Source organism: Polynucleobacter paneuropaeus, assembly GCF_003261235.1.
In the GTDB taxonomy this organism is placed as follows: Bacteria; Pseudomonadota; Gammaproteobacteria; order Burkholderiales; family Burkholderiaceae; genus Polynucleobacter; species Polynucleobacter paneuropaeus.
In genome coordinates this window covers 826,034-849,985 of the sequence record NZ_CP030085.1, presented here as the reverse complement: position 1 = coordinate 849,985, position 23,952 = coordinate 826,034, and the positions used below count along the sequence as shown (strand labels likewise).

General features: G+C 47.2%; 21 protein-coding genes and 2 tRNA genes. 1 reads left to right on the top strand and 22 read right to left on the bottom strand.

Going from position 1 to position 23,952, the window contains the following annotated elements:
* Positions 1-3 precede the first annotated feature (3 nt).
* The 8 genes from dapA to Pas1_RS04500 all read right to left on the bottom strand — a co-directional run bounded on the left by dapA (position 4) and on the right by Pas1_RS04500 (position 10,266).
* Positions 4-876 (bottom strand): 4-hydroxy-tetrahydrodipicolinate synthase, encoded by an 873-nt coding sequence (gene dapA, locus Pas1_RS04535; RefSeq protein ID WP_112295163.1) that lies wholly within the window; start codon positions 874-876, stop codon positions 4-6.
* Positions 877-953: 77 nt separating this feature from the next.
* A complete protein-coding gene (locus Pas1_RS04530; protein WP_225971654.1) occupies positions 954-1,517 on the bottom strand; it encodes a class I SAM-dependent methyltransferase in 564 nt (187 codons plus the stop codon).
* Between the two features lie 2 nt (positions 1,518-1,519).
* Positions 1,520-2,722 (bottom strand): tryptophan--tRNA ligase, encoded by a 1,203-nt coding sequence (locus tag Pas1_RS04525; protein ID WP_112204151.1) that lies wholly within the window; start codon positions 2,720-2,722, stop codon positions 1,520-1,522.
* Positions 2,723-2,749: 27 nt separating this feature from the next.
* On the bottom strand, positions 2,750-3,598 hold the full coding sequence (locus tag Pas1_RS04520; protein ID WP_112294625.1) for a 3',5'-nucleoside bisphosphate phosphatase: 849 nt from the start codon (positions 3,596-3,598) through the stop codon (positions 2,750-2,752).
* Between the two features lie 9 nt (positions 3,599-3,607).
* Positions 3,608-4,711, bottom strand: a complete 1,104-nt coding sequence (gene zapE / locus Pas1_RS04515) for a cell division protein ZapE (RefSeq protein WP_112294624.1) — start codon at positions 4,709-4,711, stop codon at positions 3,608-3,610.
* On the bottom strand, positions 4,712-6,148 hold the full coding sequence (gene lpdA / locus Pas1_RS04510; RefSeq protein ID WP_112294623.1) for a dihydrolipoyl dehydrogenase: 1,437 nt from the start codon (positions 6,146-6,148) through the stop codon (positions 4,712-4,714).
* Between the two features lie 11 nt (positions 6,149-6,159).
* Positions 6,160-7,371, bottom strand: a complete 1,212-nt coding sequence (gene odhB / locus Pas1_RS04505) for a 2-oxoglutarate dehydrogenase complex dihydrolipoyllysine-residue succinyltransferase (RefSeq protein ID WP_112204160.1) — start codon at positions 7,369-7,371, stop codon at positions 6,160-6,162.
* 39 nt (positions 7,372-7,410) lie between these two features.
* On the bottom strand, positions 7,411-10,266 hold the full coding sequence (locus Pas1_RS04500; protein WP_112294622.1) for a 2-oxoglutarate dehydrogenase E1 component: 2,856 nt from the start codon (positions 10,264-10,266) through the stop codon (positions 7,411-7,413).
* A 269-nt stretch (positions 10,267-10,535) separates the two neighbouring features.
* On the opposite strand from Pas1_RS04500, the gene Pas1_RS04495 reads away from it, so the two are divergent.
* Positions 10,536-11,246 (top strand): helix-turn-helix domain-containing protein, encoded by a 711-nt coding sequence (locus Pas1_RS04495; protein ID WP_112209259.1) that lies wholly within the window; start codon positions 10,536-10,538, stop codon positions 11,244-11,246.
* A gap of 106 nt (positions 11,247-11,352) precedes the next feature.
* Here Pas1_RS04495 and Pas1_RS04490 read toward each other — a convergent pair whose 3' ends face one another.
* The 14 genes from Pas1_RS04490 to Pas1_RS09840 form a co-directional block, all read right to left on the bottom strand.
* A complete protein-coding gene (locus tag Pas1_RS04490) occupies positions 11,353-11,640 on the bottom strand; it encodes an H-NS histone family protein (protein WP_112238262.1) in 288 nt (95 codons plus the stop codon).
* 175 nt (positions 11,641-11,815) lie between these two features.
* On the bottom strand, positions 11,816-12,238 hold the full coding sequence (locus Pas1_RS04485; RefSeq protein ID WP_112204168.1) for a PaaI family thioesterase: 423 nt from the start codon (positions 12,236-12,238) through the stop codon (positions 11,816-11,818).
* Between the two features lie 27 nt (positions 12,239-12,265).
* A tRNA-Pro gene (locus Pas1_RS04480) sits at positions 12,266-12,342 on the bottom strand.
* Positions 12,343-12,387: 45 nt separating this feature from the next.
* Positions 12,388-12,747 carry a MerR family transcriptional regulator gene (locus tag Pas1_RS04475; RefSeq protein ID WP_112204170.1) on the bottom strand — a complete coding sequence of 120 codons (360 nt, stop codon included), beginning with the start codon at positions 12,745-12,747 and terminating at the stop codon, positions 12,388-12,390.
* Positions 12,725-13,048 carry an integration host factor subunit alpha gene (locus Pas1_RS04470; protein ID WP_112204171.1) on the bottom strand — a complete coding sequence of 108 codons (324 nt, stop codon included), beginning with the start codon at positions 13,046-13,048 and terminating at the stop codon, positions 12,725-12,727. Before Pas1_RS04470 ends, Pas1_RS04475 begins: the two co-directional genes overlap by 23 nt.
* Before the next feature lie 57 nt (positions 13,049-13,105).
* On the bottom strand, positions 13,106-15,559 hold the full coding sequence (gene pheT / locus Pas1_RS04465; protein WP_112294621.1) for a phenylalanine--tRNA ligase subunit beta: 2,454 nt from the start codon (positions 15,557-15,559) through the stop codon (positions 13,106-13,108).
* A gap of 14 nt (positions 15,560-15,573) precedes the next feature.
* Positions 15,574-16,620: a phenylalanine--tRNA ligase subunit alpha gene (gene pheS, locus Pas1_RS04460; RefSeq protein WP_112294620.1), complete on the bottom strand. Its 1,047-nt coding sequence runs from the start codon at positions 16,618-16,620 to the stop codon at positions 15,574-15,576.
* A 26-nt stretch (positions 16,621-16,646) separates the two neighbouring features.
* Positions 16,647-17,012, bottom strand: coding sequence for a 50S ribosomal protein L20 (rplT, locus tag Pas1_RS04455; RefSeq protein WP_112204177.1), 366 nt, complete (start codon positions 17,010-17,012; stop codon positions 16,647-16,649).
* A 25-nt stretch (positions 17,013-17,037) separates the two neighbouring features.
* The gene (rpmI, locus tag Pas1_RS04450; RefSeq protein WP_112204179.1) at positions 17,038-17,235 is read right to left on the bottom strand and encodes a 50S ribosomal protein L35; all 198 of its coding nucleotides are present in this window, start codon (positions 17,233-17,235) and stop codon (positions 17,038-17,040) included.
* A 103-nt stretch (positions 17,236-17,338) separates the two neighbouring features.
* A complete protein-coding gene (gene infC / locus Pas1_RS04445) occupies positions 17,339-17,863 on the bottom strand; it encodes a translation initiation factor IF-3 (protein WP_174683302.1) in 525 nt (174 codons plus the stop codon).
* Positions 17,864-17,904: 41 nt separating this feature from the next.
* The gene (thrS, locus tag Pas1_RS04440) at positions 17,905-19,827 is read right to left on the bottom strand and encodes a threonine--tRNA ligase (RefSeq protein ID WP_112204183.1); all 1,923 of its coding nucleotides are present in this window, start codon (positions 19,825-19,827) and stop codon (positions 17,905-17,907) included.
* 94 nt (positions 19,828-19,921) lie between these two features.
* Positions 19,922-19,998 (bottom strand) — tRNA-Val (locus Pas1_RS04435).
* Between the two features lie 18 nt (positions 19,999-20,016).
* Entirely contained in the window at positions 20,017-21,987 is a 1,971-nt protein-coding gene (locus tag Pas1_RS04430; RefSeq protein WP_112294619.1) for a RelA/SpoT family protein, read from the bottom strand.
* 12 nt (positions 21,988-21,999) lie between these two features.
* Positions 22,000-23,940 (bottom strand): alpha/beta fold hydrolase, encoded by a 1,941-nt coding sequence (locus Pas1_RS09840; RefSeq protein ID WP_318784738.1) that lies wholly within the window; start codon positions 23,938-23,940, stop codon positions 22,000-22,002.
* Between the last annotated feature and the right edge of the window lie 12 nt (positions 23,941-23,952).

The following is a 23,952-nucleotide window of genomic DNA, read 5'->3' as shown; positions in this document are numbered from 1 at the left end:
TCTTCATAGTAAACCGACTTGTTTCAATGCGATCTTTAAAGGTTCACGCAAGGCAACACTCAAAGGAGTTAAAGGTAGACGAATTCCGGGGCCAATCTTGCCCATCTCATGTAAGGCCCATTTAACTGGAATGGGGTTTGCTTCAATGAACATGGCTTTATGCAGTGCAAGCAATTGATACTGCAGATCACGGGCACGAGTGAGCTCACCAGACATGGCGCATTTACACAAGTCATGCATTAAGCGTGGTGCAACATTGGCTGTGACAGAAATATTGCCTTTGCCGCCCATTAGCATTAATAAGATAGCACTTAAATCATCGCCCGAAAAAACGGCAAATTGTTCTTGGCCTGCGCGTTTCAGATCGGCAATTAAAGCCATGCCGCGCTCTAGATTTCCGGTCGCATCCTTAATGCCAATCATTCCTGGTACTTGTGCCAATCGAACGACGGTTTCGCCGGCTAAGTCAGCTACAGTTCGGCCAGGCACGTTATACAAAATGACTGGCAAATCGACTGACTCTGCGATCTTTTTAAAGTGGGCATACATGCCATCTTGGGTTGGCTTGTTGTAATAAGGAACTACTTGAAGACTCGCATCAGCGCCGACTTTCTTGGCATATTGGGTGAGCTCTATAGCCTCACTAGTCGAATTACCGCCCGTACCTGCAATCACCGGAATTCGGCCGGCAATATGCTCAACGCACACTTTGATTAACTCACAATGCTCTTGAACCGAAACGGTTGGTGACTCACCACTAGTACCAACGATCACAATTCCATCAGTACCCTCAGTGACATGCCAGTCGAGCAAGGAGCGTAAACCTGGGAAATCAAGACTGCCATCCTCCAGCATGGGCGTAACAATCGCCACCATGCTGCCAGCAATGGGTTTTTTATTGGCTTGATTTAAGGAAGTGCTGCTCACTAGGTAGATGCCATATAGATAGGTGTTTAACCTCGAAATTGTAACGGAATGCGCCCCTGTAAATCGCCTTTTACAGCGCAAAGCCTCTGAATCATGGCGGGCTTGGGGTCGTCAATATAAAGATGCTCATAAGCCAGAACTTTCAGGCCATTCTGGGCAGAAAACGAGAGTAATTCCCCTGTTTTTAGGAGGAAATCAGGGTTGGATGGCTTCCCAAACTCCCCGTTACCTTGCGCAAAGGTTTCATAAAGCAAAACCCCACCATCTGACAGCATTCTGGGTAATTCCGCTAAGTAGGGTCGATACAGATAATTGGTGACCACAATTCCGACAAACTGCTTACCGAGTAATGGCCAGATCCCACCCTCTAAATCCAGGCATTCCACCGCTAAATGAGGGTGCTTGAATTGACTAATCGCCTCAATATTTTGATCTACTGCCAAAACAGAATACCCCGCTTCGACTAACAGTTGAGAGTGTCGACCAGAGCCGCAGGCTAAATCTAAAACCAGACCATTTAGTGGGATTGCGGGAGTAAAGCGTCTAATCCAAGGAGACGCTACTTCAAGAGCAGTATGACTTGAATTCAAGTCTAGTCGTAAGCTAAGCCCATGGCTTCACGAACCTCACGCATGGTTTCTTGAGCAACCTTACGTGCTTTATCGGAACCATCGGCAATGATTGAGCGCAATAAGCTAGGATCATCTAAATATTTCTGGGCACGCTCAAACATGGGTTGTTGTTCGGCCAATATCGCATCAATCACAGGCTGCTTACACTCAAGGCAGCCAATTCCTGCACTTTTGCACCCCTTCTCAGCCCATGCTTTTGTCGCTTCATCTGAATACACAGTATGAAATTGCCAAACAGGACAACGGGCAGGATCGCCCGCATCGGTTCTGCGAACTCGCGCAGGATCAGTAGGCATCGTGCGCATTGAGCGAATAATTTCTTCAGGTTTTTCACGAATACTAATCGTATTGCCATAAGACTTCGACATCTTCTGACCATCAAGGCCAGGCATTTTTGAGGCAGCAGTTAATAGGGCCTGAGGTTCTGGCAGGATAATTTTGCGCGCACCCTCCAGAAAACCAAACAATCTTTCGCGATCTGCCATCGATAGACTTTGCGAATCCTGCAAAAGTGCTTGCGCTTGTTCTAGAGCACTATCGTCTCCACGTTCTTGATAAGCCGTTCGGAGTTCTGCATACATCTTAGCGCGTTTGCTACCCAGTTTTTTGACTGCCTCTAGCGCTTTTTCTTCAAAGCCGGCTTCACGACCATAGAGATAATTAAAGCGACGCGCTACTTCGCGGGTCATCTCTACGTGAGGCACTTGATCTTCACCAACAGGCACGAATTGGGCGCGGTAGATGAGAATATCGGCGGACTGTAATAAAGGGTAGCCCAAGAAACCGTAGGTCTGCAGATCTTTTTCTTTCAGCTTCTCGATCTGATCTTTATAGGTGGGCACTCTCTCCAACCAGCCTAACGGGGTTCCCATTGCCAGCAACAAGAAAAGTTCAGCATGCTCGGGCACTTTACTTTGAATAAACAGGGTTGCCTGATTCGGATCAACACCTGCTGCTAACCAATCAATCACCATATCCCAAACAGACTGCTCAATCACCTCTGGGGTTTCATAGTGCGTAGTTAGCGCATGCCAGTCTGCAGCGAAAAAGAAACAGGGATACTCCGCTTGTAAACGGACCCAGTTCTTCAATACGCCATGGTAATGCCCAAGGTGCAAATTGCCCGTTGGGCGCATGCCAGAGAGAACGCGTTCAGCAAACATGGGGATCTTTATTGATAATGTGATTCATTAGTGAAATACCGACCAAACAGGCGTTAGATTACTCGGCAACAATGGCAGTGTCCCCAAGTCGATATGGCTTTCCTTTGGATCATGAAAATCGGAGCCACGTGAGGCCATAAAACCATATTTCTCTGCAATTTTGCCGTAGGTTTGATACTGGTCTGGGCTATGGCTACCGGTGATGACTTCAATCCCTACTCCGCCAAAGTCTTTAAAACGCTCGTAGAGCTGATCCATTTGTGTGGACGTAAAATCATAGCGGCCAGGATGTGCAATCACTGCCACGCCACCCGCTTGCTTAATCCATGACACAGTATCTTCTAGATTGGCCCATTGATGTGGCACAAAACCGGGCTTGCCTTCAACCAGATAATTCTGAAAAACGGTTTCAGTGTTGCGACACACTCCCCGCTCCACTAAAAATCGAGCAAAGTGCGTACGCGAAATCAAATCATGATTACCTGCGAAATGCAACGCGCCTTCATAGGCACCATCAATACCAACTTGAGCTAGAGCATCAGCAATTTGGTGAGCGCGTTTGCCGCGACCATCTCGAGTCAACCGCAGACCCTCTAGTAACGCAGGGTTTTTCTCATCAATTCCAAGGCCAACAATATGAATGGTCTGTCCCATCCAAGTTACTGAAATCTCCACGCCTCCAACATATGCCATACCAATCGCCTGAGCCGCTGCACGCGCACGTTCTTGACCACCCAATTCATCATGATCAGTCAAAGACCAAAGCCTCACGCCATTAGCATAGGCGCGCTGCGCCAAATCTTCGGGTGTTAAGGTGCCATCAGAAACCACAGAGTGGCAATGTAAATCAGCATTGAGGTCAGAAATACGGGTCATAGCGCTATTTTAGGTCAAGGCGCTCGAATGGATACGCCTAGGCGCATCTAGGTAGTCTCTAGACTGCATCTCAATCAATCTAGACACGGTTCTTGAGAATTCAGCGGTAATTTGCCCCTCGGTATACAGCTCTGCAGCAAGCACAGCCGCTGAAATAATCAACTTATTTTTATTGTCATACAGGACATCGACCAACCAAATAAAGCGGCGGGCTTCATTCGTTAAACGGGGTGGCATATAAGGTACCCCAGACAGAATCACCGTATGAAATTGTTTAGCAATCTCTAAATAATCGTTTTGAGAGCGTGGCCCACAACAGAGCGTCTCAAAATCAAACCACACCACTCCGTCACCCATATGAAGGGGGAGCAATTCTCGTGACTCAATATATAAAATGGGATTGGGATCTTCGGCTCGATTACCGATCAAAGCATAAAACATATTCAAGAGTTTAAGATCGGTCTCAGAAGTAATGGGGGTCAAGTAAGCATCTACCTGCTCCATTTGTAAGCGACGGTAGTCATTGCCTGCGTCCACATTTAAAACGTCGAGCTTTTCTTCCAACAAACGAATCGCTGGCAAGAGCCGATCTCGATGCAAACCATCTGGATACAGTTGGTCAGGTCGATAGTTTGAGGTCATCACAAACTGCACACGATCCTCAAACAAAGCCTTGAGTAAACGATAAAGGATCATTGCATCAGCAATATCGTTAATGTGAAACTCATCAAAACAAATGAGTCGGTAGCGTTTTGAAATCCGGATTGCTAACGCATCCAGCGGATCTGCTAACCCAGATAGCTCATGTAATTCACGATGAACTTCACGCATGAATTCATGAAAATGGATACGGATCTTTTTTTCTAAAGGAGAGGCTGCAAAAAAACAGTCCATTAAAAAAGATTTACCCCGTCCTACACCACCCCATAAGTAAACGCCCCGGGGTAAAGAAGGTTTAAAGAGTTTCTTTTTGAGTTCGTTGCTACGAACATGCTTGTAGTCTACCCACTCATCTTCGCATGCTTGCAAACGCTCAATTGCACGAAGCTGCGCGGGATCGGTATGATACCCGTGCGCTTTTAACTCTTGTTGGTAGTACTCGATGGCTTTCAATTACATGTTTAAGGCGCGTTGATCTGCTGCAAGTGCCGCTTCACGCACCACCTCAGATAAACTTGGGTGTGGATGACAGATCCGAGCAATATCTTCCGCTGCAGCCTTAAATTCCATAGCAACTGCTGCCTCGGCAATTAAGTCAGATGCGTTAGGGCCAATGATATGAACACCGAGAATCTCATCCGTCTTCGCATCGGCTAGGACTTTCACAAAACCATCGGAGCGCCCCATTCCTAAAGCACGGCCGTTGGCAGCAAATGGAAATTGACCGGCTTTGTATGCGCGACCTTCATCTTTGAGTTGCTGTTCGTTCTTACCAACCCAGGCAATTTCAGGGTCGGTGTAAATCACCCAGGGTATGCAGTTGTAATCGATGTGGGGTTTTTGACCAGCAATAATCTCGGCTACCAAAACACCTTCGTCCTCAGCTTTATGGGCCAGCATTGGCCCACGGACAACGTCACCGACGGCATAGACGCCAGACGCAGCCGTTGCACAGGTGTGATCATCAATTGGAATAAAGCCGCGCTCATCGACCTTCAAGCCTATTTTGTCTAAGCCCAACTTATCAGTATTGGGTACGCGTCCAACGGAAACAATCAAACGCTCGCAGTCTAGCTTTTGAGCCTTACCGGTGTTATCGACGTACTGAATAGAGACGCCCTTTTTATCAGCCTTCACTTCGCCAATCTTTACGCCAGTCTGAATATTGAGACCTTGCTTGGCAAATAACTTCTGTGCTTCTTTGGCGATACCAGGGTCGCATGCACCGAGAAAGCTTGGCATAGCTTCTAGAATTGTGACCTCTGCACCTAAGCGGCGCCAAACTGAACCCAACTCGAGGCCAATTACGCCAGCTCCAATCACACCTAATTTCTTGGGGGCTACATCAAACTTGAGAGCGCCTTCGTTATCACAGATCAACTGATTATCGACAACGACACCTGGCAAATGACGGGCTTTTGAACCTGTAGCGATGATGACATTCTTTGCCGTAACCGTTTCCTTTTCCTTGCCATCAATCTGAATTTGATAGCCGCTAGCATCTTTGCCGGCAAATGAAGCATGGCCCTTTAACAAAGTAATCTTGTTTTTCTTGAACAGATACTGAATGCCACCAGTCATCTTGGTCACGATCTCATCTTTACGAGAAATCATTTTCTTGGTATCCATGCTGACCGAACCAACCTTGATGCCATGGTCTGCGGCATGGTGCTCGATCTTTTCAAGCTCTTCGGAAGACGCCAACAAGGCTTTAGAGGGTATGCAGCCTACATTCAGGCAGGTGCCCCCCAAACGAGGCTCACCCTTAGGGTCATCATAGGCGCTGGATTCTGCACAAGCAACATTAAAGCCCAATTGCGCTGCACGAATCGCCGCAATATAACCACCAGGACCACCACCAATCACGAGAATATCAAATGCTTTACTCATAGATGCCCCGCTTACAGATCAAGTAAGAGGCGTGAAGGATCTTCTAAAGCTTCCTTCATGGCCACTAAGCCGAGTACTGCCTCGCGACCGTCAATAATGCGATGGTCATAAGACAGCGCCAGGTAGTTGATTGGACGAATCACAATTTGCCCATCTTCTACAACGGCGCGATCTTTAGTCGCATGAATCCCCAAAATTGCTGACTGAGGTGGATTAATGATTGGAGTTGAAAGCATTGAACCAAACACACCACCATTGGAGATCGAGAAAGTGCCGCCAGTAAGCTCTTCAATAGTGAGCTTGCCTTCACGAGCCTTAGCACCATACTCAGCAATTTTCTTCTCAATGTCAGCCAAGTTCATTTGGTCAACATCACGCAGAATAGGCACCACTAAACCACGCGGTGAACTAACTGCGATACCAATATCAAAGTAACCGTGATACACAATATCGTTGCCGTCTACCGATGCGTTCAGTAAGGGGAACTTCTTTAAAGCGTGTGTAGCCGCTTTCACAAAGAAGGACATGAAACCCAACTTCACACCGTGGGTCTTTTCAAAGATATCTTTGTATTTATTGCGCATCGCAATCACCGGCGCCATATTGACTTCATTAAAGGTAGTCAATATGGCGTTATTAGCTTGGGACTCCAGTAAACGCTCGGCAATCCGAGCACGCAAACGGGTCATTGGCACCCGCTCTTCTGGGCGATCACCTAAAGGAATCGAGACGGCTGGCAAAGGTGCAGCACTAGATTTAGTGCCGCCAGATACGGCGTTGAGTACATCACCTTTGGTAATACGGCCATCACGGCCTGAGCCAGCCACTTGACCTGCATTGAGATTACTCTCGGCCATGAGCTTTGCTGCTGAAGGTGCAGCTGCAGGGGCAGCTGATGAAGAGCTGGATGCAGGAGCTGCAGCAGGCTTTGCGGCAGGGGCTGCCGCTTTTGGAGCTGCTACCGGCGCTGCACTGGCTACTGCAGTGCTGTCGATCTTGCCGATTAATTGCTCGGCAACGACTGTGCCGCCATCACCAACCAAAACTTCAGTCAGCACGCCAGCAGATGGTGCGGGAACTTCCAGCACGACTTTATCGGTTTCAATTTCGATCAAGATTTCGTCTTGCGCAACAGCATCGCCGACTTTCTTTTTCCACTGTAATAAAGTTGCTTCTGCAACAGATTCAGAGAGCTGGGGGACTTTCACTTCAAATATAGCCATGATGATTCCTAGAGGTATGGGTTGAGATTATGTCGACGATTACTTCGTGATCACATAACCTTTAAGTTTGGCAAATGCGGCATTGATTAATGACTTCTGCTGTTCTTGATGGAGATGGGCATAGCCCACTGCAGGTGAAGCTGAAGCAGGACGTCCGGCATAAGATAACTTCATGCCTTCAGACATGTTCTCCAAAATATTGTGCTGAACAAAGAACCAAGCGCCTTGGTTTTGAGGCTCATCTTGACACCACACCACTTCAGCAAGATTAGGATACTTTTTCAATTCTGCTGTCAGGGCTTTGTGTGGGAATGGATAGAGTTGCTCCAAGCGAATAATCGCTACATCACCAATCTTCTTCTCAGTACGCTCTTTGGCTAAGTCATAGTAGACCTTGCCTGAGCAGATCAAAAGACGTGTCACTTTTTGAGCATCAATACTCTCATCACGTTCAGGCAAAACTGTATGGAACTTACCTTTAGTAAATTCAATGAGTGGTGATGAGGCTTCCTTATTTCGCAAGAGCGATTTGGGCGTCATCAAGATCAAAGGCTTACGGAACTGACGGATCATTTGACGACGTAAAACATGGAAGATCTGTGCTGCGGTCGTTGGCTGAATCACCTGCATATTGGTATCAGCACACAATTGCATAAAGCGCTCTAAACGCGCAGAGGAATGCTCAGGACCCTGACCTTCATAACCGTGTGGCAGCATCATGACCAAACCATTAGCACGACCCCACTTCACTTCACCAGAAGCAATAAATTGATCGATTACCACTTGGGCGCCATTAGCAAAGTCACCAAACTGGGCCTCCCAAATCGTGAGTGTATTGGGTTCTGCTGATGCAAAGCCATATTCAAAACCAAGCACGGCCTCTTCTGACAGAATCGAGTCAATCACAATAAAGGGAGCTTGATCTTTGGTGACATGCTGCAGTGGAACGTAAGTCCCGGTATCCCACTTCTCACGATTTTGGTTATGCAATACAGCATGACGGTGGGTAAAGGTACCTCGACCGCTATCCTCACCCGATAGGCGAACTGGATAACCGCTGGCTACCAATGAGGCAAAGGCCATATGCTCGCCCATGCCCCAATCCACATTTACTTCACCACGTCCCATAGCGGCACGGTCGTTGAGAACCTTCTCCACTAATGGATGCACCTTGAAATCATTTGGATTTGCAGAAATCTTCTCTGCTAAGCGCTTCCACTCAGCTAGAGGAATAGCTGTATCGGCTTCGTCAGTCCATTTCTTATTCAGGAATGGTGACCAGTCCACCGCATATTTACCAACAAAGTTGCTCAAAATAGGATCTGAAGTTTGCTTACCCTCATCCATCGCAGCACGATACTCTTTGACCATGAGATCGCCAGTACCAGCCGTGAGAATACCTTGGGCTTCTAATTTATCCGCGTATAACTTGCGGGTGCCGGGGTGGTCACCAATGATTTTGTACATCAAGGGCTGGGTCATTGCGGGCGAATCTTGCTCGTTATGACCGAGTTTGCGAAAGCAAACAATATCAATTGCCACATCTTTATGAAACTGGGTCCGGAAGTCTAGCGCCAACTTCGTGGCCAGCACTACTGCTTCAGGGTCATCGCCATTGACATGCAAGACTGGTGCATCGATCACTTTCATAATGTCGGTGCAATACAGACTTGAGCGCAAATCGCGTGGGTCAGAGGTTGTAAATCCAATCTGATTATTGATTACGATATGCACTGTACCGCCAGTCGAATAGCCACGCACTTCAGCCATCGCGAGGGTCTCTTGCACTACGCCCTGTCCTGCTACTGCAGCATCACCATGCACTAAAACAGGCAACACTTGTTTACCCATTAAGTCGCCACGACGTTCCATACGCGCCCGAGCAGAACCCTCAACCACAGGATTAACGATTTCTAAATGAGAGGGATTAAAGGCTAAAGATAGGTGCACTGGACCACTTGGTGTCGAGATATCACTTGAAAAACCTTGGTGGTATTTAACATCACCCGCAGGCAGATTTTCTGGGCCGGTATGCTCAAATTCAGCAAAGAGATCTTTTGGCATCTTGCCCAGAACATTGACCAACACATTCAAACGTCCACGATGCGCCATACCAATGACAATCTCTTGCACGCCCTCTGCACCAGCCTGACGAATCAATTGATCCATACAAGGGATAAAGCTGTCTCCACCTTCCAGTGAAAAGCGTTTTTGCCCAACATATTTAGCGGAGAGATAGCGCTCCAATCCTTCTGCAGCAGTTAAGCGATCCAAAATTTGGCGCTTTTCATCCACATTAAATTGAGGGGCCGAACGAATCGACTCCAACTGTTCTTGCCACCACTTCTTAATCTTTTGGTCGGCAATAAACATGAACTCGACACCAATAGTGCCGCAATAAGTTTCACGCAAGGCTTGCAACAAATTGCGCAAAGTCATTTCTGACTTGCCAAAGAAGGTATTGCTGGTATTGAAGACGATGTCCATATCGCCATCAGTAAAGCCGTAAAACGCAGGATCTAATTCGGGAATATCTGGGCGCTCAGAACGCTTTAATGGATCTAAGTCCGCCCAACGATTACCCACATTTCGATAGGCAGCAATCAGCTGTTGAACAGCGACACGCTTACGACCCATCTCAGAGTCAGCCGAATCGGAAACCGTTCTAATGGGACCTTGCTTAGCACGCTCGGCAAAGGATGCCACGATGGGTGCATGAGCAATATCCTTCATGGATGAACCATCCACGGCTGGCACCTGCTTTACGCTATCAAAATAATTTCGCCAATGATCCTCAACAGAGCCTGGATCTAGCAAATACGATTCATAGAGTTCTTCTACATAGGGGGCATTTCCCCCGAAGAGATACGAGTTATCTCTCTGGTCCTGCATCATGATGCTCACCTTTCATCGGGTTTCCCGAATAAAAACTGTGGTTATAACCATTCGCTTTCTGGCTTCACCAGTCCACGAATCGATCTGTGCAAATACTGTTACTACCGTAGTAATTTAACACGATTAACTGCCTAACCACTAGGGCCTTTCCCTATTTCCTGCTGATGAATCAGAACTTTCCTACCTGCTATTCAAGCGTGGCTGACAGATTCAAATGAAATTGATTTTTATTCTTTAAATCTTTAAATCACACCTCAAATGAAGGAAATATGAAAGAAATCACCCCTGGAATGGAATACCTCAGCACCCGTCAAAGCGCAAAAGTACTACAAGTATCCCTGGGCACAGTCCAAAAAATGGTGGAATTAGGAGAATTGATTGCCTGGAAAACCCGAGGCGGCCACCGTCGTATTTTGGCGAGCTCTCTTGAGCAGCAGTTACAACGTCGAAAGCGGGCCATGCGGCAAAAGTCCACCCAGAAATGCATCGCAATGGGTATTTTTAGGCGGACTGAGAATAGTCTTGAGCTTTTAGAGGCTCTACAAAGATGGCAGCTTAAGGTGGAGATGGAGATTTCGATCGATAGCTTAGAGGGGCTTATGAAATCTGTCTCCCTGGCACCCGATCTGATCTTTTTAGACGCCTTGATTCCCCCAGTCGAGCAAGTCCACCTCATCCACTACCTCAGCAAAAACAAAGATACCCAACGCACTCCCATTTTGGTCGATGAGGGATTTATCAAACTGCACCCCGGGGTGATGAGTCTGGCTGAAGAAAATATCAGCGCCAGTACAGCGCTTCACCCAAAAGATACCCAAGACCTGCAAAAAGAACTAGAGGATGGGCTAATAGAACAGAATCCCCTGATTGTTCCTTATCCAGCTACAAATGGCGATCTTGATAATACTTTTGCCAATAAATCGAGACTAGAAAGTCTTGAAACCGTATTTATTGAAGCTTTAGCCAGAAAATGCCACTAAAACCGGTATTTATGGAAAGAATCTAATAAAAAAGCCATCAACCCGAGGGGTGATGGCTTTTTTTAAACATTGCGCCAGAAATAAATAGTGCAATTAATTCAATGACTTAAATTAAAAAGCTAGAGCGATCTCTACCTTCGATCCATTTTGGAGCCTTACCTCTACCGGTCCAGGTTTCACCATTAGCGGGGTTACGGTACTTCGGAGCTACCTTGCCGCCACTTTTAGGTCCAGAACCCGATTTTCGACTAAATAGGTCGGATGCACTGAGGTGGTACTGATCAATAATAAGCTTAGCCTTAGCAATCCCGTCTGCTTTTTCGCGGGCAATGGCTTCTTTAATTTGTTTATCTAATTGCTCGCGCTGAGCTAATAACTCTTTATAAGAGGACATATTGATGACTTTCTAGATAATGAAAAGGAAGCCAGATTATAAGATAGTTAACTTAATAATCAATTATTAGGATTTAATGAGTTAAACCAATACGAATGGTATGGTTTTATATTAATTCTATATATTATTAATATTATAGATAATACTTATTTAATATCGAGCTTAAATCCCCGCTCTACTTGGCCCTGAGCATAAAACTGCCACTACTTTTGGCGGTGATCTCGCCGGCGGCATTGATGACTACCGCTTCGCAATACTGAATCGATTTGCCGGATTTAAGAACCTTACCCTCCACCATGAGCTTTCCACGACTGGGACGTAAAAAGCTGGTTGTCATATCAACAGTAGTAGCGCCGAGGGGGTGATTAAAGGTGCTGCGAGCTGCTGCAGACATCGCAAAGTCCAATATAGCCATGATTACCCCGCCTTGAGCAACTTGAAAGCTATTGAGGTGCTCGGGTTTGAGATCTAAGCTAATCAACGCCTTACCTTCTTTGGCATATTCAGGAACCACGCCTAAATGGGCTAGAAAAGGAATATCTAGGCCAAAGTAATCAACTGAAGGAATGGAGGTTGGTGAGCTATGGGTGGAGGTCATATCAATTTCTAGGATGGGCTTGAAGTATGGTCGGGGCGAGAGGATTTGAACCTCCGACCACTTGCACCCCATGCAAGTACGCTACCAGGCTGCGCTACGCCCCGACGAAAGACAAAATTGTATCAGCTCAGAATTTGATGGAATGGGGCTTATTTAGCCAAAATCTGCAAAACAGCCTGTAATTCTTCGCGGAGTTGTAGTTCACCGCGAGCCTCTTCTAAGCGATTGCGAGCGCCACTGATCGTAAAGCCCTCTTCGTATAAGAGAGCACGAATTCTGCGAATCAGCACGACCTCATGGTGTTGGTAATAGCGACGATTACCACGTCGCTTTTGAGGGCTCAATTGCGAGAACTCTTGCTCCCAGTAGCGCAATACGTGTGAGCGAACGCCACATAGGTCTGCAACTTCACCAATTGTGAAATACCGCTTAGCAGGAATCGGGGGCAGCTGGGCACTAGTTAGTGTTGTGCCACTGGCGCTGGCATCAAACTCTGTTTTCTCGAGCATGCGACTCCACTACATCCTTAAGCTTTTGACTGGCATGGAAGGTTACGACCCGGCGAGCCGCAATTGGAATCATCTGACCAGTCTTAGGGTTACGCCCAGGGCGCGCAGACTTATTGCGAAGTTGAAAGTTACCAAATCCAGAAATTTTGACTTCTACGCCGGTTTCAAGTGACTGTCCAATACGATCAAAAAAGGCGTCAATCATATCTTTTGCTTCACGCTTATTAAGACCAACCTGATCAAATAAGGCCTCAGAGAGCTCATTCTTGGTAACGGTGTCGTTGCTATTTACGCTGTTCATTGCAAGATTCTTTCGCAATACTTTTATTAAATTTTCTCAGAACTTGTAATACTAAACCTAGCGCAAGCGCGCGGCACATTTTTTTTCTAGGGCAACTAATAAGCCACTCATTACGCCCTCAATTTGTGCATCCTGCAATGTGTCCTCAGGATTTAACAATGTGACACGGAATGCCAAACTCTTTTCATCTTCTGCCATCGATGCAGATCCTGCCTTGGGACGGAACTCATCAAATAATTCAATGGATCGGACAAAATGGGGTTTGCTTGCATACATTGCATCAAGCAACACTTGCGCCGCGATGTTTTGTTTTACTACCACCGCAAGATCACGTTGTACCGCAGGGAATTTGCTCAGTTCTTCTGGCTGTGGCAGACCGACATTACGCAAGAGCTCCAAATCGAGCTCAAATAAGATCGGCGCTTGCGGCAACTCATAAGCCTGTTGTAAAACTGGATGTAATTCGCCGATCCAGCCCAGAATCACAGGGCCCTCAGGTGATTTCATCATGACTTGTGCAGAGCGCCCTGGATGTAAGGCGGGGTGCTGCGCAGTCTCAGTTACCAGATGAAGTGGGTCAAATACCCGCTCAAGATCACCCTTCACATCAAAGAAATCCACAAAGCGATTGGCATTAGCCCACTGCTCAGGAACAAAACTGCCATAAGCCAAACCGCCGATGCGCTGTGGCTGATTAAAACCAGCAACTTTGCCAGACTGCTCAGTAACACCTGTATCTCGCTTAAATACCCTACCCGTTTCAAACAGGCGAACTCGGGTTGCACCTCGGTTGAGATTGGCTTTGAGGTTATTGAGTAAACCGCCCCATAAATTACTGCGCATGACTCCGTATTGGCTTGCAATGGGATTGAGTACTTTAATGAGAGTGGCATCACCTGCACCAACTAAGCGTTTTTCACTTTCAGCATCAATAAAGCCAAAATTCACTGCCTCTTGATAGCCCTGCAGAGCAAAGCGCTGACGTAATAAATGCACTGCCCGCTTTGCTTCAGGCTTAGCACTCATTTTTAAGCTAGCTACTGGTGGATGGTCTGGGATGTTCTCAAAACCATACATGCGTGCTACCTCTTCGATCAAGTCTTCTTCGATCTCGATATCAAAGCGATAGCTTGGCGGCGTAACAATAAAGGTATCGCTCTCGAGCTTAAAGTCAAAGTTTAGACCTTGAAATACACCACTCACAATTTGGGTTGTTAATGGAATACCGATCACTTTGCTGGCTCTATCTAGGCGCATCTTAACGCTCTTACGCTCGGGCATGGCCAGAACTTGATCATTAATGGGGCCGGCTTGTCCGCCGCACACTTGAATAATCAAAGCAGATAAATACTCAAGGCAATCGACTGTCGCCTGGGGATCAACGCCACGCTCAAAGCGATGGGCAGCGTCGGTACTAAAGTTAAAGCGACGGGCACGCCCCTGAATAGCGTTGGGCTGCCAGTAAGCCGCTTCTACAAAGATATTCCTAGTGTCGTCACTCACGGCACAATGATTGCCGCCCATGATTCCAGCTAGAGCTAATGGTCCATTTTGATCGGCTACTACGCCAATAGAGAGTGCCTTGGGGTTATTTTGTTCTACCAGCTGAACAGTCTGACCATTGAGGAGCTCTAATTGCTCACCCGTTTTCGCCCAACGCACAATGATGTCGCCGGTGACTTTATCCAAATCAAATACATGACTAGGTTGACCCACCTCGAGCATGACGTAATTGGATAGATCCACTAAGGCAGAAATACTTCTTTGACCTGCTCTGGCAAGACGTTGCACAATCCAATCAGGTGTTTTGGCTTTTGCATTCAAGCCCTGAATCACACGACCAGCAAAGCGGCCACAAAGTTCTGTGTTCTCAACGATGACTTTGCGTTGGTCTTTAATGGAAGCCGGTACGGCCTTCCACTCAGGCTTTTTGAGTACCGCTCCGGTAATCGCCGCAACTTCTCTTGCCATACCAACCAAAGACAAACAATCCGCTTTATTAGGCGTGAGCTTGATGACAAAAATCTGATCATCTAAATCCAAATATTGACGAATATCTTTGCCTACAGGAGCATCAGCTGGCAACTCCAAAATACCTTCATGATCATCACCCAAGCCGAGCTCTTTACCAGAGCACAACATACCTTGGCTTTCGACACCGCGCAACTTACCCACTTTGATTTGAAATGGCTTTCCCCCGACTTCAGAAGGTGGCAATTGAGCACCAACCAAAGCACAAGGAATTTTGATTCCTGGGCGAGCATTAGGTGCGCCGCATACGATTTGTAATTCTTGGCCAGTACCGGCGTTCACTTTACAGACTTTTAAACGATCCGCATCAGGATGTTGCTCAGCAGACAGAATCTGCGCAACCACAATCTGGGTAAAGGCTGGGGCAACTGAGTGCTGCTCTTCAAGCTCCAAGCCCGCCATCGTCATAGCATGACCTAGGGCTGCGCTATCAAGCTCAGGATTGACGTATTGTCTTAGCCAGGATTCAGAAAATTGCATGCCGGGTCCTTTTCTTATGCTGGGAACTGTTCGAGAAAGCGTAAATCGTTCTCAAAGAAGAGACGTAAGTCGTCGATGCCATAGCGCAACATTGTTAAGCGCTCTAATCCAGAACCAAAAGCAAAGCCGGTGTAGCGCTCGGGATCAATACCCATATTGCGCAATACATTAGGATGAACTTGCCCTGCTCCGGAAATCTCCAACCAACGTCCAGCGAGTTTGCCGCCACCAAAGGCCATATCAATCTCAGCTGATGGTTCAGTGAATGGGAAGTAAGAAGGACGGAAACGCACTTGCAATGCATTCGTTTCAAAGAAGGTTCTTAAGAAATCGGTATAGACGCCTTTGAGATCCGCAAAAGAAACGCTTTCGGCAATCCATAAGCCTTCTACTTGATGAAACATGGGTGAATGGGTTGCATCACTATCGACACGATAGGTTCTACCAGGCGCAATCACCTTAATAGGTGGCATGACCTTTTCATTGGCATAGCGTTTGACATGCTCGCTGGCATAACGAACTTGGATTGGACTGGTATGGGTGCGCAACAGCAGAGGTTTGCCTTGCTCATCTTTAGCATCAATATAAAAAGTGTCCTGCATCGAACGTGCAGGATGATTCTCAGGACTATTTAATGCAGTGAAATTAAACCAATCGGTTTCAATTTCAGGACCATCTGCTACATCAAAGCCAATGGAGCGGAAGATCTCTTCCACACGCTCCCAAGTCCGAGTCACAGGATGCAAACTACCAACAGCCTGACCACGACCTGGCAAGGAGACATCTATCGACTCCGCTGCAAGACGCTCAAGCAAAACACCATCAGCCAGTGCTTGGCGACGCGCCTGTAGCGCTTCTTCTACTTGGGTCTTGATTTGATTAATTTGGGCGCCAGCACTCTTGCGCTCTTCGGGCGACATTCCACCAAGCGCCTTGAGACGCTCAGTGAGAACCCCTGATTTGCCGAGATACCTAGCTTTGGCGTCCTCTAGAGCTGCCGCATCGGCAGCTCCGAGGAAATCACGTCTGGCATCCTCGACAATGTGGTCGAGAGAAACCATTGCGGCTGAATTCTTTTAGTAAAGAATTAAGCGGCAGCGCTGACTACGGATTTAATCCGAGTAACTAAAGCAGCAAAAGCCGCTTTGTCAGCAATGGCCATATCTGAAAGCACTTTACGATCGAGATCGATAGAGGCTTTCTTCATACCATTCATGAAAACGCTGTAGTTCATACCATGCTCACGCACAGCCGCATTGATACGGGCGATCCACAAAGCGCGGAACACACGTTTCTTATTGCGACGGTCACGATAAGCATATTGACCAGCGCGCATAACTGCTTGCTTAGCAATACGGAATACGTTTTTACGACGACCACGATACCCTGTTGCGGCATCGGTGATTTTTTTATGACGGGCTCTTGCGGTAACCCCACGTTTGACTCTTGGCATTGAATTCTCCTAATCTAGTCTGAGGTTAAGCGTAAGGAAGCATGGAGCGAATAGACTTAACGTCTGCCTTCGCAACTTCGGTGGAACCACGCAAATGACGCTTGTTCTTAGTGGTTTTCTTGGTGAGGATATGGCGTTTGAAAGCCTGTCCTCGTTTGATCGATCCGCCTGCGCGAACCGTGAAGCGCTTCTTAGCGCTACTCTTGCTCTTCATCTTGGGCATAAAGCACCCCTTCTTATTTTGCGCAACATAGGTGGTAACCGACGGTTACTCTTCCTGTACCCAGAAGCACATCACTACCTAAACCACAAGTTGCAATAACTTGTTACTTAGCCTTACGAATGGGAGCCAGCACCATGACCATCTGCCGACCCTCCATCTTTGGAAACTGTTCAACTTGACCAAACTCTTCCAGGTCCAACTTCAAACGTTCCAACATTCTGGCTCCGATTTCTTGGTGGGCCATCTCACGACCCCGAAACCGCAGCGTAATCTTTGTCTTATCGCCATCTTCCAAAAAGCGGATTAGGTTACGTAGCTTCACACCATAGTCACCATCGTCTGTGCCGGGACGGAATTTCACTTCCTTCACCTGAATCACTTTTTGCTTCAGCTTGGCTTCATGCTGACGCTTGGCTTCTTGGTACTTGAATTTGCCAAAGTCCATGATTCGGACTACTGGAGGCTCAGCTGTCGGAGCAATTTCCACCAAATCGGTTTCTTTCTCTTCTGCTAAAGCCAGGGCTTCACTCAACTTAACTACACCGATGGCTTCACCATCGATTCCAATCAAACGCACTTCAGGAGCAGTTATTTCCCGATTAATGCGCTGCAATTTTTCAGTAGCGATCTTCTAATTCCTCTAAAAAAACAATAAAAACCATTCCACCCCTAGCTAGGCTCGGGTCCGACTTTCTGGGAAATATCCTGCTGGAGTCGGGCAACGAAGGCATCAAGAGGCATTACGCCTAAATCCACTCCGCCACGGGCACGAACGGCCACCGTATTACTTTCACGCTCTTTATCGCCAACAACTAGCAAAAATGGGAGCTTCTGTAATGCGTGCTCGCGTATTTTATACGTAATTTTCTCATTCCGCAAATCTGATTCAACTCTAAACCCTTGTTTTTTCAGAGATTGCTGGACTTCTTTGGCATAAGCGGCTGAATTTTCCGAGATATTGAGGACTACAGCTTGGGTAGGAGCAAGCCAAACTGGCATATTTCCAGCATGGTTTTCGATCAAAATCCCAATAAAACGCTCTAAAGAGCCCACAATTGCCCGATGGAGCATGACTGGGGTCTTGCGACTGTTGTCTTCTGCCACATATTCAGCCCCTAATCGGGCTGGCATCGAAAAATCTACCTGAATCGTGCCGCATTGCCAGGTTCTGCCAATCGAGTCTTTGAGGTGATATTCGATCTTCGGACCATAAAAAGCTCCTTCGCCGGGTAATTCTTCCCATTCTTGACCTGAGGCCATAAGGGCTCCTCTCAGAGCGGCTTCGGCTTTATCCCAAATCGCGTCATCACCCACCCGCTTAGCGGGACGCAATGCCAATTTGACTGCAACCTCAGTAAAGCCAAAATCCTGATATACATGGCGTACTGCTTTATCAAAGGCCGCTACTTCAGCCTGAATCTGATCTTCGGTACAGAAAATATGACCATCATCTTGAGTGAACCCGCGTACGCGCATCAAGCCATGCAATGCACCCGATGGTTCATTGCGATGACATTGTCCAAACTCACCATAGCGCAATGGCAACTCACGATAGCTATGTAAGCCAGCATTAAAGATTTGCACGTGGCCAGGACAGTTCATCGGCTTTAATGCATAAGCCCGATTCTCTGACTCGGTGGTGAACATATTCTCTTTGTAGTTATCCCAATGTCCAGATTTTTCCCAGAGTCCACGGTCCAAAATTTGTGGTGCTTTAACTTCTTGATAGCCCTCTTGCTGGTACACGCGTCGCATGTACTGCTCAACTTCTTGCCAAATTGACCAGCCCTTAGGATGCCAAAAAATTAAACCTGGCGCCTCTTCTTGAAAATGAAATAAATCAAGCAATTTACCCAAGCGACGATGATCACGCTTCTCAGCCTCTTCCAACATATGAAGATACTGATCTTGATCTTCTTTCTTGAGCCAAGCTGTACCGTAGATACGCTGAAGCATTTCATTCTTGCTATCGCCCCGCCAGTAAGCGCCAGCCAGCTTCATGAGCTTAAAGACTTTGAGCTTGCCAGTCGACGGTACGTGCGGTCCACGGCATAAGTCAGTGAACTTACCTTCGGTATAAAGCGAGACATCTTCACCCTGCGGAATGCTACTAATAATTTCTGCTTTGTAATGCTCGCCTTGATCTTTAAAGAACTTTACTGCTTCATCACGAGGCAAGACTTGACGAATAACGGGCTCATCTTTTTTAGCAAGCTCAGCCATCTTCTTCTCTAGTGCAAGCAGATCGTCTGGAGTAAATGGGCGGTGATAAGAGAAATCGTAGTAGAAACCATTCTCGACGACTGGGCCAATCGTGACTTGGGCATCAGGAAAGAGTTCTTTCACTGCGTAAGCTAAGAGGTGTGCTGTCGAGTGACGGATGATCTCGAGGGCTTCAGGGCTTTTGTCGGTCACGATTGCTAACTGAACATCTTGCTCAATGAGGTGACTTAAGTCCACCATCTTGCCGTCAACAATCCCGCCTAAAGCTGCCTTAGCAAGACCACTTCCAATGCTCTGCGCGACATCAAACACCCGCACTGCGTTCTCAAACTCGCGTTTCGATCCGTCAGGAAGAGTAACTACCACCATAACAACTCCATCACATGTGCTTTAGTAAAAATGCTTACAGACCAAAAATAAAGCGCGGTGGCTTTTCGGCAACCGCGCTCTGGGTCAAATTCGTTGGTAGGCTCGATTGGACTCGAACCAACGACCCCCACCATGTCAAGGTGGTGCTCTAACCAGCTGAGCTACGAGCCTATATAAAACAAGAGTTTATCACCGGCGGCGCACGAGCGTCACGCCTTTGAGCTCTTCTAAGCTGTTTTGAACCAAGCGTAGGGCCTCTGAGTCTTTCACTTCAACTGTGAATAAGATCTGGGCCAGGCCTTTGCGAACCGATTTGCGTAAGTCGATCACATGAATACCTTGTCTGGTCAGAATCTCAAATAACTCGCGCATTAATTCTGGGCGGTCTAAGGCACTCACCGCCAAATCTGCTGGAAAAACCCGCTTCTCATAGTCTTTTCCATCACTATGGCTTGCATTCCAAGCGGTCTGAATGACACGCTCAGGAGCACGCTCCAATAGTCCCCGAAAGGTTTTGCAAGATCGACGATGAATAGACACCCCTCTACCCTGGGTCACAAATCCTGCAATCACATCTGGCGGAACTGGGCGGCAGCATCGTGCCAATTGCGTGAGAAGAGAATCGACACCCACCACCAACACATCACTAGCGTGACCAGATTTACGAGAACTTTGTCGCAAAACAATTTCAGTTTCGGGAGCGGTAAGCTTGACTTCTGCTTTATGAGTCTCCGTTTTCTCGGGAACTTTCTCAGTTTGCTCATCATCGAGCGCATTGAACCAAGCTCTCACGCGAGTTCGGGCCCGCTGAGAACGAAGATAATGACGTTCAGGGCTAATCCAGTCACGTGATGGTCCACCATGCTTGACTGCAATGATTTCAATCGTCTGCCCATTTTGTAGTGGGGTATCAAGCGGTACCATCGCGCCATCAACCCTCGCGCCACGGCAACGATGGCCTAAATCGGTATGTACGGCATAAGCAAAGTCAATTGGGGATGAGCCCTTCTCTAATGAAATGACTTTACCGAGCGGGGTAAGCACATAAATATGATCATCAATCTCGTGGTGCTTTAATTGTTCCCATGCATCTTCTTTCCAGGAGATTAGCTGTCTTGCCCACGCAATTTGTCTTTCGTACTCTGCTGCCGCACTATGCGTTCCGGTCTGCTGTCCAGCTTGATAAGCGCCCTCTTTATAGCGCCAATGGGCTGCTAAACCATACTCAGCTTGCTGATGCATCTCATGTGTACGAATCTGAATCTCAAAAGCAATGCCTTGGTCGTCCATCACTACCGTGTGCAAAGACTGATAGCCGTTCGGCTTTGGCCGTGCAATGTAGTCATCGAATTCTCTGGGTACGGGCTGCCAGATATTGTGGACTAAGCCTAAACTGGCATAACAAGATTTAACATCAGGGACCAGAACCCGAAATGCGCGCACATCATAGAGGTTAGCAAAGTCGAGTGACTTACCCTGCATCTTTTTCCAGATACTGAAAATATGTTTAGGGCGTCCATATACTTCTGCATCAATACGGGCTGCGGCCAGTTCATCTTGTAGTTGCTTTACGATTTGCGCAATAAAGACTTCTCGCTCATTACGCTTGGCATCAAGCATCTTGGCAATATCTCGATAGGTATCACCAGAGGAAGCTCTAAAAGCCAGATCCTCCATCTCCCACTTCATTTGCCAAATACCCAGACGGTTAGCAAGTGATGCATCGATATTGAGAATCTCTTGCGACCAGGCTTCTGGCATGCTAATTTTTTGTTGCGTCACCCAGCGTAGCGTTTGCAAGCGAGAGCCTAGATACAGCAGTACCACACGCAGATCATCGCCAAATGCGAGCAACATCTTGCGCAGCATTTCTTCTTGACCAGTAACACTGACACCACCATCTGCGCGAAGCAGCTTAGCTTGAGCCTGGCGTAAATCGCGATAACCAATGATCAGTCTGGCTGATTCTTCACCGATTAATTTTATTAGCGCTTCTTTGCCGTGCGTACGTCCAATATGACTTGCGGCAGTTAAGGTGGCTTCATCTAAATGCAAAGTTTGCAGAATCTGCAAAACTCCAGCCGCATGCTGCTCGGTTGGTTCACCATGCCAAGCGTCTATAAATAGCGGTTTTTTACTAAGGCTAGGGGCATTTGCCATTCTTACATTTAATCACGAACTGAAAAATTCTTTGGCAAGCGCTATCTGTTCGGCTTTGATAAAGGCTGGTGCGTGACCTACATTAGGAATCTCAATACTTCTCGCATTGGGGTTCAGCTTACACATCTTCGCCACCGTCTCGGGTGATAAAAGATCTGAATCGCCACCACGCACAATCAGCATCGGAATATGAATTTGCTTAAAGGTGTGCCACATTGCCATCTCACCAGCCTTTGCCATCATCGGCGTGACTGAGCTAAACGGTACTGAAATATCCGGATCGTAATGAAGACCCCAAACTCCGTTTTGTTCAATTAATTGTGGGCCATTCAACTTTTCCCACTCTTCGGGAGTGTGATCGCCGAAGGTTGCGGTAATCTGATTCAGGGCCTCCAGAGCATCAGCACGACTACTAAAAGCAAAAGGTTTACCAACATAGGAGCTCAGGCGCTCAATCGCTGCCGGTTCAATACGAGGTCCCACATCATTGATGATCATGCGACGAATCGGAGAATTAGGCAAAGCTGCGAATACCATTCCAATTAAGCCCCCCATCGAGGTACCAATCCAATCCACTTGCTTCACACCTAAATGGGTTACGAGGGATTTCATATCCGCAACATATTGCGGCACTGAATACATAATCGGATTACTTAAGCGATCAGACTCACCTCGACCAATCACATCGGGACAAACCACGTAATACTGATCGCAGAGTGCTTGCGCAAGGGTTGAGAAGTCGCTACCCCTTCTGCTCAGGCCATGCGCACAAATCAAGACGCGAGGGTTTTTAGGGTTGCCCCATGCTTGATAGGCCATGCGATGCTTACCTTCGCCGCTACGACAAACTACAAAATGGGTACTAGGATGCATCTGGGATTCTTTCAGGGTTGATGCATCGATCATGGGAGCGGGTGTAGCTTGGGATAAAGCTTCAGGAACAATCTCGGGGTGATCATCATGACTTGGTGCTTCACTTAAAGATTGCGTCTCTTCGGGTTGCAAGGTGACATGATCAATTCCATGTCTTGTGTACAACATATCATGAATTCGTGACATGATTTGTGGCCATTCTTTCATGAGCTCAACCTCAATATGGCCAATCAAAGCAGGAAAGCTAGGGGTCATCTCCCAAATATGTAAGTCATGCACTGCTACGACGCCAGGCACTTTCTTAAGATCGCTACCCACTTGTAAATAATCAATATGGGGCGGCACACCTTCCATGAGAAAGTGATAGGACTCATGCAAGATTGTGAAAGTCGATTTCAGAATTAATAAGGACACCAAGATCGAGAGTAATGAGTCAATCGGCATCCAACCGGTGTACTGAATGACTAAGCCAGCAACCAAGGCAGCAACCGAACCTAATAAATCCCCCATCACATGTAATAGTGCTGCGCGGGTATTCACACTCTTTTGATCTTTAGAAAGCACCCAGGCAACCACCAAATTCATGAGTAAACCTAACGCAGCCACAACCGTGACAGTCATACCATTGACTACATGTGGTGTGAAGAAACGGGTAATGGCTTCAAACACGATCCAAGCAACCAATGCCAACATCGCAATGCCATTCACGAAGGCCGCTAGCGCTTCTGCCCTACCCAAGCCAAAAGAGTGTTTAGGTGATGGTGGACGACGGGCAATCATCTGTGCCAAAACAGCTAAGCCCAATGAAGCTGCATCAGTCACCATATGACCTGCATCGGAGATTAGCGCCAAAGAATTCGAGAGATAAGAAGCAATCATCTCGACCACTGAAAAGCTCAGAGTCAGAACTAAGGCAATGATTAATAGATTCTGATTGGAGGTTTCTTTTGTGTGAGAGTGTTTTGCATCACCCTTTTTATGGGCATGCAATTCATGAGCCTCGCCATCACTCATATGACTAACTGAATGCACCCGCTTATGCGAGTGATGGTGATGATGGTGAAAATGGGAGCCAGACATAGGTGCTCCCAT